Genomic DNA, 12,863 nt, shown 5'->3' with positions numbered 1-12,863 from the left:
TGTGTGTTAATAATGATGCGATTAATGAAAAATAACGCTTGTTTATTTTTTTGAATGTATCAGTTTTTATATTTTATTTACTGATTATCAATGTGTTTGGTGTGGTTAGGTCAGGTTTTTAGTATTTTTATTCTACATAAATCATTTTAAAGAATAGAGATGCTTGTAAAAACCTATGGAAGCTCAGTATTTGGTATTGAAGCTACAATTATCACAGTAGAAGTGAATGTAAATAAAGGAATAGGGTATCATTTAGTGGGACTACCTGATAATGCGGTAAAAGAAAGTAGCTTTCGTATTGCAGCAGCCTTGGACAACAACAAATTTAGACTTCCGGGAAAAAAAATAACCATAAATATGGCGCCGGCTGATTTAAGGAAAGAAGGGTCAGCTTATGACTTAACAATCGCTATGGGAATTCTTACGGCTAGTGGTCAGATAAAATCAAAAGAATTATCTGAATATATTATCATGGGAGAACTGTCCTTAGATGGCAGCTTACAACCAATAAAAGGAGCGTTACCAATTGCAATTAAAGCCAGAGAAGAAGGATTTAAGGGAATTATTCTCCCTAAACAAAATGCAAAAGAAGCTGCGATCGTTAACGACATAAAAGTATACGGCGTTGAGAATATAAAAGAAGTCATTGATTTTTTCGAAGAAACAAAAGAATTAACAGCCACGATAATTGATACGCGGAAAGAATTCTATAAAGAGTTAGAGAGTCCAATATATGACTTTGCAGATGTCAAAGGACAAGAAGGGATAAAACGATGTATGGAAATAGCAGCAGCCGGAGGGCATAATATAATTTTGGTAGGACCTCCTGGAAGTGGAAAAACAATGTTGAGTAAACGATTGCCAGGGATTCTACCCCCAATGACACTGCATGAAGCCTTGGAGACGACAAAAATTCACAGTGTCGTCGGAAGAGTAAAAGAAAATATAGGGTTAATGTCTCAGCGTCCTTTTAGAAGTCCTCATCACACCATATCAGATGTGGCATTAGTAGGAGGAGGAACTTATCCACAACCCGGAGAAATTTCCCTATCCCATAATGGGGTTCTTTTTTTAGATGAATTACCAGAGTTTAAAAGAAGTGTACTAGAAGTAATGAGACAACCATTAGAAGATAGAGAAGTTACCATTTCCAGAGCTAAATTTACAGTAACATACCCCAGTAGTTTTATGTTAGTAGCTAGTATGAATCCCAGCCCTGGGGGATATTTTAATGATCCAGATGCCCCAGTTACCTCTTCACCAGCAGAAATGCAGCGTTATCTAGGAAAAATATCAGGACCTTTGCTAGACCGAATAGACTTGCATATCGAAGTGACCCCAGTTCCTTTTGATAAATTAAGTGAAGAGAGAAAAGGAGAGTCCAGTGTCGAAATCCGAAAACGGGTAATAGCAGCAAGAGCACTGCAGGAAAAAAGATTTGAACATGATTCCTCTATACATTATAATGCTCAAATGGAGGTAAAGCAATTAAGAGCTTATTGCGAATTGGATCAGGAATCAAAATTATTATTAAAAAAAGCAATGGAACGATTGCAGCTTTCTGCCAGAGCTTATGACAGGATCTTAAAAGTATCCCGGACTATTGCAGATTTAGAAAATTCAGTATGTATTCAGCCATCACATATTTCAGAAGCTATCCAATATAGAAGTTTGGATCGAGAAGGTTGGTTGGGATGAAAAAGGAATGTAATAAACGATGGACCTAGAGAAATGAGAGATGTATTAATTTAGAATTAATATATATTATGTTGCTAAGGAAATGAGAAAATTAAGATAACCATTTGTTAATCTGTCACATAGCGGAAAGAAGTATATGCTTGGTTCGGAAATAAAGTTAGAGAAGCCTCTGTGCATAGAGAACTACTGTGTTAAGGAGCACATTTTTTGGTATCTTAGATACAATAAAGAAGAACTTTTTAGAGTTATTATGCGTTTATTGATTGTTTGTTTAGTTACAATATATATAATAATTAAGCATTATAATGAATAAAGAAAGTTATAGACCCAATAACTAACTTTTAAAACCGTTATCATAAAATAGATAAAGTATTCCTCATTGAGTAGTTGAGTCATATTATAAAAAAAAGATATTATAAGTTATCAACGGTTCTATTTCATTATTGTTTAATAATTGTGAAAAAATTAACTATTTAATGCTGTAATTAACACAAACATTTCACTTAAATTTAACCATTATATAAACAACTATGAGTAAAGAAGAATTATATAAAGTAATGCTTGCCTATAAAAATAAGCATGGTTTTACAGAGAGTAACCAAAGTAATTTTATTTGGGCAATAGAGAGCCTTAAAAAGCACACTGAAATTTCTAAACTAGATAAAGAAAGTCCGATATCTATTTGATATATACATATTAAAATTAATTAGACCCTAATTTTAATAGTTACAATTTTCTTCACACATTTAGTTTTTAGTGCTTTACAATGTTTTATGCATGTAATGCATTTATGTAAGTAATTAAAAATTAGCAAATTTTAACATTTTTTTAGTAGTCCTTTGGGACTACTTCTTGTTTCTAAAAGATTACTTTAGTTCTCAATCAAAAAACAAAAAGAAATCATATGAAACTCAGGGTATCTGGACTATCATATATGGTAGTCCTTATTTTGTTTGCAGGAATTATAAGCTGTAAGAAAGAGAGTGTAATTAATAAAGAATTAAAAACAGAAGAAGTGGGGAAACTATCTGTAGATTATCAAAAATATGAATTAGAAAACGGATTACAAGTAGTATTGCACCAGGATAAATCAGATCCGATCGTATCGGTCGCAATACAATATGGAGTGGGATCTAACAGGGAGAAAAAAGGACGAACTGGTTTTGCTCATTTATTCGAGCATATGTTATTTCAGGAATCCGAAAATGTACCACAAGATCAGTTTTTCAAGACAATACAAGATGTAGGAGGAACATTAAATGGAGGAACCTGGCAGGATGGTACAATTTATTATGAAGTCGTACCCAAAAATGCGATGGAAACAGTTATGTGGCTTGAATCAGATCGAATGGGATTTTTAATTAACACTGTTACAGAAAGTGCGTTTAAAAACCAACAGGAAGTTGTCCAGAATGAAAAGAGGCAGCGTGTAGATAATCGCCCATACGGACATACTAATTGGGTGATAAACAAGCATATTTTTCCAGAGGGACATCCATATAATTGGCAGGTGATAGGAGAACTTGAAGACCTTCAAAATGCAACAGTAGAAGATGTAAAAGAATTCTATGATAAGTATTATGGACCTAATAATGCTACTTTGGTACTGGCGGGAGATTTTGAGATAGAAGAGGCTAAGACGATGATAGAAAAGTACTTTGGGGAAATAAAAAGAAGACAAGAAGTAGAAAAGTTAAAAGTACAGAATGTTACCTTGTCAGCATCAAAAAGATTATATCACGAAGATAATTTTGCGACAACTGCACAATTAAGTATGGTATGGCCTACTGTAGAACAATATACGAAAGATGCCTATGCTTTAAATTTCTTGGGAGAGTTGTTATCAGAAGGAAAAAAAGCACCACTTTATAAAATTCTGGTAAAAGATAAGGAACTTACGTCAGCAACCGATGCATGGAATGGATCAATGGAAATTGCTGGAAGATTCTTAATCCGAATTACAGCAAATGAAGGAAAAAGTCTGGCAGATGTAGAAGATGGAATTAAAGAAGCGTTCAGGTTGTTTGAAGAAAAAGGAATTACTGATACAGATATAGAGCGTATAAAAGCAGGCTTAGAAACTGAATTTTACAATGGGATAAGCAGTGTTCTTGGAAAGTCATTTCAATTAGCAAGATACAATGTGTTTGCAGGAGACCCTTCTTTTATTACACAGGATATAGATAATATCAAAGCCGTAACTAAAGAAGATGTTATACGTGTATATAATACTTATATCAAAAATAAACCATATGTATTAACAAGCTTTGTCCCAAAAGGGAAATTAGACCTGATAGCAGAGAACTCTGAAAAAGCAGCAGTTGTAGAGGAAGAAATAAAAGATAATAAAGAAACAACGGTAGCAGAAAAGAAAGAGGAAGTAAAGAAAACACCTTCTACTTTTGATCGCTCAGTAGCTCCTGTTATAACAAATACGCCTAAACTAACTGTGCCTTCTTCCTGGAATACTACTTTACAAAATGGATTAAAAGTGTATGGAATTGAGCAAAAAGAATTGCCTTTGGTGAGCTTTAATCTTGTTATTGATGGAGGACATTTACTAGATGGTTTTGATAAAGTCGGGGTAGCAAACCTAATGACAGATATTCTTATGGAGGGGACACAAAATAAAACTCCTGAAGAATTAGAAGAAGAAATAGAGTTGTTAGGAGCTACAATAGATATGTATACGACTCGAGAATCTATTGTTATTAATGGAAATACGCTTTCAAGAAATTTTGATAAGACCATGCAGTTAGTCGAAGAAATCCTTCTGCAGCCGCGATGGGATGAGGAAGAGTTTGGAAGAATAAAAACAAAGACAATTAATAAAATAAAAAGATCAGAAGCTAATCCTGAAGCTGTTGCCCGCAATGTATACAATAAATTATTATACGGAGAAAAACATATGTTTGCGCATCCTACTTCAGGTACCGTTGCCTCTGTTACAGGAATAACAATAGATGACCTGAAACAGTTCTACGCAGCGAACTTCTCTCCTAAGATTAGTCGATTTAATATCGTAGGAGATATCAATAAAGAGAAAACAATAAAAACATTAAGGGCTATTGAAGAAAAATGGGAAGGAAAAGAAGTAAGAATCCCTACCTATAAAATAGAGAATAAAAGAGATAAAGCTTCATTGTATTTTGTGGATATCCCTAATGCCAAACAATCGGTGATTAATATAGGGTACCTCTCTATGTCTAGGAAAGATCCGGATTACTTTCCTGCAACTGTAATGAATTATAAATTGGGAGGATCTTTTTCGGGAACCGTGAACTTAATTCTGAGAGAAGAAAAAGGGTATACTTATGGTGCGAGATCCAGGTTTAGTGGAACCAATATCCCAGGTACATTTACAGCTTCCTCTAGTGTAAGGACTAACACTACATTAGAATCGGTCCGTATTTTCAAAGATGAAATCCAGAAATACACAAAAGGAATATCAGAAGAAGATCTGACGTTTACTAAAAATGCATTAATCAAATCGAATGCGAGAAGATTTGAAACACAAAGAGCACTTTTAGGAATGTTACACGATATGTCTAAGTATGAATTATCTTCTGATTATATAGCAAAAGAAGAGACTGTTATTAATGAAATGACCCTGGAAAAACATAAAGAATTAGCAAATAAATATCTGGATGTTAGTAAAATGGTTTATTTAGTAATAGGAGATGCAGCTACTCAATTCGAACAATTTAAAAAAGAAGGGTTTGATGAAGTAAAGTTATTAGATAAAGAAGGGAAAGAAGTGGCATTAACAGATGTAAAAATGTAATCGAACCACATTTCGGTAATTTAGTATAAGAAAAGGAGTATCTGAAGATACTCCTTTTTTAGTATTCTTTCCTTTATAAAGGAAAAGAATACAATTGAACTATAGATAACTGTAAGGAATAATAACAGAATTCCTTTTTTCTTCAGGTTTGGTGAGCCTATGATTTTTTTAACGTTTAATACCTCTATAATAAATATTACTTTGTTGTAGAGGGAGTTAGGATTAACTTTATGAATAGCGAATTATTTAGTTGAGCAATCCTTTTTCTTTTAGAAAAGTAAAAATTTTTTGATCCACAGCCGAAATAATATTCATATCCTGATACGAAAGCCAACGAATTTCGTCTATTTCACTAGCCGCTTTTAGCTCTCCGGAATAGGTGGCACTATAACAAGTCATTTTTACAATAACTCCTTTTGCAGCACCATCTGATTGTGCTTTAAATGTTCCAATATAATTAAGAGAATCCGGATGAATTGTGACACTCAACTCTTCAGAAATTTCTCTGATAAGTGTTTGTTGATCTGTTTCTCCCGTTTCTCTTTTTCCTCCAGGGATGTAGAATGTATTTTTTCCTTTAGAACGCGTACTCAGAATCTGCCCGTCTTTTATTTCGATAAATGCTATTTTATCAACTTCTTTCATAATAAATAAAATACTAGTTTACTATAGGTAATTATGATCGTTTCATAATGCACAAAAGTATTGAATATTACTTAGCCGTAAGCACATTTATATTATTCAATCCATACAGGAATCTCTACATAGCTATGAGTGTACCACTTTATTTTTAGAGGAGAGGTTGCGTCTGTAATTGTTTCTGTAGTAACCTCTTTCCCGGTTCCGTAATTTAATTCAGAAAATGGATTTTTATTAATGTTTAGATGAATTAATAATCGACTTCCTTTTTGTAATTGTTTACTAACGAGGTGAGTATTAGTGAAAGGGATTTCTTCAATTTTATTCGGTGTCAATAGCTTTCTTTGGGTTATATCATTAGCATAGCTGGCTCTTCCGACAATATAGGATAAATGAAAATAAGTCCCATTGGGCATTACTTCATAAAGGGTTACGCCAAAATCAAAATCTTTTTTATTACTACTAGCGTATAGTTTCCCAATAAACGAACCATTAACTAATAGTGGTTTTTCCAGAGGGGCACTAATGAAATTAAATCCATTACTAGAATCAATTTCATCACTTATAATTGGATCAGGATAATAGTTGTTATTCGATGTTTCCCTATCAGCAAAGTCAACCTCTTGATATAGAAAGTTATTTGTCACAGGTTTACTTTTCTTTAAACTATAAAATGTCCCGAGAGGACTAGCAGTAAGATATAATTTTAGGTGATCGTTATTCATTTTATTGATAGAAGAAGCACTTCGCCATTGATTAGCTCCCATTACCTGATAGTTGATTTTATCTTTTAATATTGTTGGTTTTTTACCCTTTTTGAAAATATAATCAAACCATTGATAGGTAATTTTATTTGTATCGATGAGGGCATCTTTATCTACACTATAGCCATTGATTTCTTTAGCACCATTTCGTTGTGCTCCAAAATGTCCATAAGGACCAATGATCAAATAGTGTTCTGCATTGGGGTTGTATTTATAGTGTTCTCTTATGTAATATAATCCTGAATTTTGTGAATCATTATAATAACCATCAATTGATAATACTGGAATTGTAATTTTTGAAAAATCTTCTTTGTAAGGAGCCATATTTTGCCAATATTCATCAAAAGAAGGGTGCTGGATCCATCTTTGAAATAAAGGATTAGGTGTGCCGTCGATACTATCCAGTTTATTATAGGCGACTCCTGTTTCCCACCAGCGATTTTGCATATTTCTAAACCGCTGTCTATCATTTCCTACAATTGTATCCAGGTATTTATTATTACCTACATAAAAAGACCATTCATAGTTAGGATTTATAAAAACATTATTTTCCATAGGCAGTCCCAAACCAGGTCTGTTTGCTACATATGGTACGATGGTTTTTAAGGCAGGATGTAGCTTTTTAGTAGCTGCCCATTGTGTAAAACCATTATAACTACCACCGTACATCCCAATTCGCCCATCACACCATTGTTGTTTACTGATCCAGTCAATTACAGTATAAGAATCAGTTGCATCATGTTCATACGGTAATATTTTACCCGGACTAAATCTTTTTCCTCTGGTATATGCAATAACAGCATTATAACCATGATCTACAGCCTGTTTTAGTGTTTTTAGATCCCTTCCCGTATCTCGTACATAGATGGTGTATTGTAAAATGGTAGGTCTAGGAGTCATATCTCCTTTTTTTCGCGCTAGTATTCCCGAAATTATTCCTCCATCTTCGGTTTTGATCAGAATATCTTCAATAGTGTATTCATTAACATTTGTTGTTTTGGTAGAAGAATTACACCCTCCAATAAGAAAGATAAGAAGCCATGCGATTAATTTCATTTTATACGTTTTTTATGTGAAGGTTATATTGAAATAATAGTTTTTAGTAACAGCAAACTTATAAAGTGCATAATTGGTAGGAGAATTGTTCTTACCTGTATCAGTTTCTCCGGAATGTTCAACATATCCTCTTTTTCGATTAACTGTAGAAATCGATTTAATATAAAGCCATTTATTCAGAAGAAGCGTATTCACATTTTGATTTGCAATGGAGGCGATCGCTTTTTTATGCTGTTGAGCATAACAATGCAAAACTTCAAAAGAGAGAGTAACTAAGATGAAAAGAATTGATGTGAACTTCATTGTATTTTGTTCAAGATCACCATATAGGGTGCTACTATAAGTAGCATTAACAAAGTTTATGTTACGCATAGGAAAGTATTTTAACAATTTAAAACGTTTTCCAGGGGTATTATTTGAGTGAAATTTGAAGATATTTTTTTGATGTTTGCATGGCAGGGGTAACAAAAAACAACCTAGTGTATATAAAGTCGAAGATCTGAATTTTTGTATGTGTTACTAAATAGTTTAAAAAATTATTTTTTTTTAAGCACAAGGGTAATGAATCGAAAATATAAGGTCTTAAGAATGATAAGGAATCACATAAGCCTTATTGTGCTATTTAATAACAGCTAAACAATGCAAGTATGAAGAAAAAACGACTTTTTACATTATTGATGACACTATCTGTGTTTTGCAGTGCTTTTTCCTGGGAAGGTTTGAAAAGTTCAGAAACAACGCAAGAGGAAAATACGCGTATCGATGGAATGCCCAAATTTGATACGACCTACAATATCTTATTTTTTGAAGATATTGAACAGTATCGCAGTTTTTATCAATACCTGGAAAAATGGGCAGATCAAAGAGATATTGATGAAGGGTTAGATAAAATAGAAGCGATGTTTCCAGGGTATATTTCATATAGAACCTGGTTTAATACTACTTACAATTGGTTGGATGGAGCTTTCACAGAAAAAGAATTGGAAGCAATCTATGCCAAGGATATTCATGGAGATGATATTGCTAAGACACTATATAATCAATACAGTGAGATTGGGATAGGGGAGTATGTCTATACAAAATTGTCTGAAAATATGACAATCAAAACCCCTAAAACAAAACTACATCTATTAGAAACACTAAGGAAAGAAGAACGGGGAGGAGATAAGCTTCCGGAAAAGGTATTAAAGCAAGAAGGGACTAAATTATTGTCCAAGAAGTTTACATTTCAGAAAAGTACAGTATATGTAGGAGAAGATACATATTACGAATCTTCAGCATCAGTAAGTTCAGGCGTATGCGAAGTGTATAGAAAAGGATTACGGGTTGCATTAGATAAGTTTGTTCACAGCGATGATGAGGATTGCGCTCCTTATTGCTGGTCACAGTCATTGTATACTGCGGATGAAATCAAAGTTGATTGGGGAGATGGTTCTCCCATAGAGACACATACCAGTGTTTCTAATATTAATTTGAGTCATACATATACGACCTTAGGAACCAAAACGATCACTACTACAATTACATTTACAGATCATGATGGTACAGAAAGAGTATTATCGGATACGACAACAGTAAGTGTTAATGATATTGTTTGTGGAGCTCCGGTAGAATTTTCAGTAACAGGGGATTCCTCTTCAGGAGATTATCTGTTAGCTTGTAAAATGTGGTTTGTAGAGCATATAGAATTTGCATACCAGGCGATTAAAAGTTATTCACATTCCTGGAAACGGCAACCTAGCGGATTATGGAAACGCAAGCGAGCAGAAATCTATGTAAAAATAGACAATAGTATTTTTAGAGATGAGGCGTGTAATTATTTACAAACAGTAACAGGAGATAAACATCGCAACTGGCGGAAAAAAGTGCAAAAAACCAAGGAAATTACAGAAGCGGGATATTATATAAATGTCAGAGCATCAAATGGAGAAGTGAAGACATATCATTATTTGAAAAAAGATGGAGTTCATCTAACCAAATACTTGGCGTATTACCCTTGCGAAGAAGAAGAGCCTTGCGAGGAAGTGGTAGAAGCTGTTAATTATCTTCCAATGTCTGATGTGTTAGGAGATGGAGCGGGAGTACATACCTACCCGACTCTTACAGGAGATGCGAATGGAGATGGAAAACAAGACCTTATTTTCGTAGGTCAAAATTGGAGTGGCGCAGGATTGAATGTCCGTACCAAACTATCTAATGGAGACGGTACCTGGACCGCAACATCTGACGTACTGGGGGATGGCATTGGTGTGCATACGTATCCTACGCATGTGGGAGATGTTAATGGAGATGGGAAAGCTGATTTGGTATTTGTAGGTCAGAACTGGAGTGGTGCAGGATTGAATGTCCGTACCAAACTATCCAATGGAGATGGGACCTGGACAGCAGTATCAGACATACTAGGGGATGGAATTGGGGTACATACCTATCCATCACATATAGGAGATGTTAATGGAGATGGGAAAGCTGATTTGGTGTTTGTAGGTCAGAACTGGAGTGGTGCAGGTTTAAATATCCGTACAAAATTGTCTAATGGAGACGGTACCTGGACAGCAATATCAAATGTACAGGGAGATGGTGTTAGTGTGCATACCCATCCATCACATATGGGAGATGTGAATGGAGATGGGAAAGCTGATTTAGTATTTGTAGGCCAAAACTGGAGTGGTACAGGATTAAATGTTCGTACCAAACTATCCAATGGAGATGGAACCTGGACGCATACTTCTGCCATATTAGGAGATGGAGCAGGCGTACATACCTATCCATCACATATGGGAGATGTGAATGGAGATGGGAAGGATGATTTGGTGTTTATTGGTCAAAATTGGAGTGGTGCAGGTTTAAATATCCGTACGAAACTGTCTAATGGTGATGGGACCTGGACTCATAAATCGGATATACAGGGAGATGGAATAGGAGTGCATAGTTACCCGACACTAACAGGAGATTTTAATGGTGATTGCTTAATGGATATTGCTTTTGTAGGAAGAAATTGGGGTTGTGCAGATGCATTGTTTATTCGCACAAAACTGTCCAATGGTAATGGTAGCTGGACACATTATCATGAGTTGCAGGGAGATGGAGCAGGAGTGTTAGAGTATCCGGTAATAGCAGCTGATGTAGCAGACAGCAGCAATACGGATTTAGTGTTTGTAGGTCAAAACTGGAATGGTTCCGGGTTACATATAAGAACCAAAGCAGCTCAATTTACCAGTGAAGGGTGTTGCCTGGGAGGTCCTTTTGCAGAAGCAGATTTTATAGGAGGATATGGAATTAATCAATTTCCTTCATATTATGGAGAAACAGCAGTACATGGATATTGTCCAGGAGATAAAATTATAGTAAATGGAGCTGCCAGCTCTTGTGAAAATCGTTATTTCTTAGAAATTGCTGAATTTGATCTGACATCCTGGACTTTGGTAGGGACTCCTCTGTTTTCTGATTGGATTTGTACAGATTGTACTGTGCCAGATGGGATTGCTATTAATGATTTGGTGACTCCCGGAAGCCTGGAACAAGGTAAAATTTACAAGTTCAAGCTTGCAGTAGGAACCCCTTGGGTAGAAACAAATCAATTCTTCACATATGGATATTGCAAAAATGGAGCAGTAATTTCTACAGAAGGAATACATATTGGAGAAAAACCTCAGGTAGAAATATTCCCGAATCCGGCAACAAATAATATCCGGATTGATACAAGACAAATATCAAATGCGTATTCTATAAAAATATATGACCTCACTGGAAATCTGGTGCGGGGACAAAAACTAGAAAAGCAACAACAGATACAACAAATGAGCCTGACCAAAATGCCTCCGGGACTCTATATGGTTTCTGTATACGATAAGCATGGAGTATTACTCGTTACCAATAAATTAGTTAAAAAATGATCAGATAATCATTTGGATAAAAGACATATTTTGCTGTTTTTGTAGATAAAAACAGGGCTAATTTTCCCGTGAAAGGTCAGATGATTTCATCTGACCTTTGTTGTGAACGGAATTGGTTTTAAGCTGTTGTTAATCAGGTTTTTAATTTTTGTTTTTTTGAATAAGGTGTAGGTGTTTATTTATAAAAAGGTGTAGGTGTTTATTTATAAATAAACATAAGCTCTTGTTTTAATAAAAAGAAAAGCACTATATATTTGATGTCTAGTGTCGGTCTTATAAAATAGATTCGATAACAACTTAAGTAACCCCAAAAAAATAGATTAACATCTCTTGAGATTCTGAAAAGAAAGAATAAAAATACACAAAAGAAATCTTTAATTATAAATATTATGAAGCACCCAATTCTAACAAGAACAGCTAATATTATATGTTTTGTAACAGTAGTTTTGATCTCTAGTACTTCTTGTTCTTCAGATGATGGAACTACAAACATGAAAGAAGAAGAAAAAGAAACTATAATAGGTTATACGGATGTAGAATTTGCATTAGAAGGCAATACAGAAGGAGGAAGATGGTTCGCGTCAGTATCCGGGAAAGTATATAAAGAAGCAGAATTGACGCAAGTTACAGGAGCAACTGTTGATTTAGTATCGGTCAGTAATTCGGCTTTTATTGCTTTTTCTAGCCCGGATGATTCTAATAATTCGGTAACTGTTCCTGGAGCAACCAGAACTAAAACACAACATGAGAATGTGACCATGACAGCAACAGCTTTTGATGCTATTAAAGATGATAGCGCATTAAAGAATATTACAATAACACACGATACGGAGAGTATTGGAATATCTGGATTTGAAGGGAAAATAATTCTTTTTGAAAATGCAAAAGGAAAAAAAGGAGCAATCCGATTAAAAGCAATAAACGCTAAGCGACTATTAGTCGATATTAAAGTCATGAAATAAAAAACAATGGCATAAAAGTATAGAAGTAAAAACAGCATCAAATTAATTTTGATGCTGTTTTTTTATA

Annotated in this window: 8 protein-coding genes; 5 read left to right on the top strand and 3 right to left on the bottom strand. The window is 34.5% G+C overall.

Annotated features, from left to right (window positions below):
* Positions 1-159 precede the first annotated feature (159 nt).
* The 3 genes from HN014_RS21410 to HN014_RS21400 all read left to right on the top strand — a co-directional run bounded on the left by HN014_RS21410 (position 160) and on the right by HN014_RS21400 (position 5,482).
* Positions 160-1,698, top strand: coding sequence for a YifB family Mg chelatase-like AAA ATPase (locus HN014_RS21410; RefSeq protein ID WP_176030867.1), 1,539 nt, complete (start codon positions 160-162; stop codon positions 1,696-1,698).
* Positions 1,699-2,228: 530 nt separating this feature from the next.
* Positions 2,229-2,384, top strand: coding sequence for a hypothetical protein (locus HN014_RS21405; protein WP_176030866.1), 156 nt, complete (start codon positions 2,229-2,231; stop codon positions 2,382-2,384).
* Between the two features lie 218 nt (positions 2,385-2,602).
* Positions 2,603-5,482: a pitrilysin family protein gene (locus HN014_RS21400; protein WP_254884057.1), complete on the top strand. Its 2,880-nt coding sequence runs from the start codon at positions 2,603-2,605 to the stop codon at positions 5,480-5,482.
* 246 nt (positions 5,483-5,728) lie between these two features.
* On the opposite strand, the gene HN014_RS21395 is transcribed toward HN014_RS21400, so the two are convergent.
* From HN014_RS21395 to HN014_RS21385, 3 genes are all read right to left on the bottom strand, one after another.
* Positions 5,729-6,127 carry an NUDIX domain-containing protein gene (locus HN014_RS21395; protein WP_176030865.1) on the bottom strand — a complete coding sequence of 133 codons (399 nt, stop codon included), beginning with the start codon at positions 6,125-6,127 and terminating at the stop codon, positions 5,729-5,731.
* Positions 6,128-6,219: 92 nt separating this feature from the next.
* The gene (locus HN014_RS21390; RefSeq protein WP_176030864.1) at positions 6,220-7,941 is read right to left on the bottom strand and encodes a CocE/NonD family hydrolase; all 1,722 of its coding nucleotides are present in this window, start codon (positions 7,939-7,941) and stop codon (positions 6,220-6,222) included.
* 12 nt (positions 7,942-7,953) lie between these two features.
* Positions 7,954-8,313 carry a hypothetical protein gene (locus HN014_RS21385; RefSeq protein WP_176030863.1) on the bottom strand — a complete coding sequence of 120 codons (360 nt, stop codon included), beginning with the start codon at positions 8,311-8,313 and terminating at the stop codon, positions 7,954-7,956.
* A gap of 275 nt (positions 8,314-8,588) precedes the next feature.
* Between HN014_RS21385 and HN014_RS21380 the strand changes: the two genes are divergently transcribed.
* Both HN014_RS21380 and HN014_RS21375 read left to right on the top strand, forming a co-directional pair.
* Complete coding sequence (locus HN014_RS21380) at positions 8,589-11,834, top strand: T9SS type A sorting domain-containing protein (RefSeq protein WP_176030862.1); 3,246 nt, start codon at positions 8,589-8,591, stop codon at positions 11,832-11,834.
* 389 nt (positions 11,835-12,223) lie between these two features.
* Positions 12,224-12,796 (top strand): hypothetical protein, encoded by a 573-nt coding sequence (locus HN014_RS21375; protein ID WP_176030861.1) that lies wholly within the window; start codon positions 12,224-12,226, stop codon positions 12,794-12,796.
* The last annotated feature ends 67 nt before the right edge of the window (positions 12,797-12,863 follow it).

The sequence above is a fragment of the Aquimarina sp. TRL1 genome (genome assembly GCF_013365535.1).
Lineage (GTDB): Bacteria > Bacteroidota > Bacteroidia > Flavobacteriales > Flavobacteriaceae > Aquimarina > Aquimarina hainanensis.
Note: the sequence above shows the minus strand (reverse complement) of the source record. Positions and strands in the feature narration are given on the sequence as shown.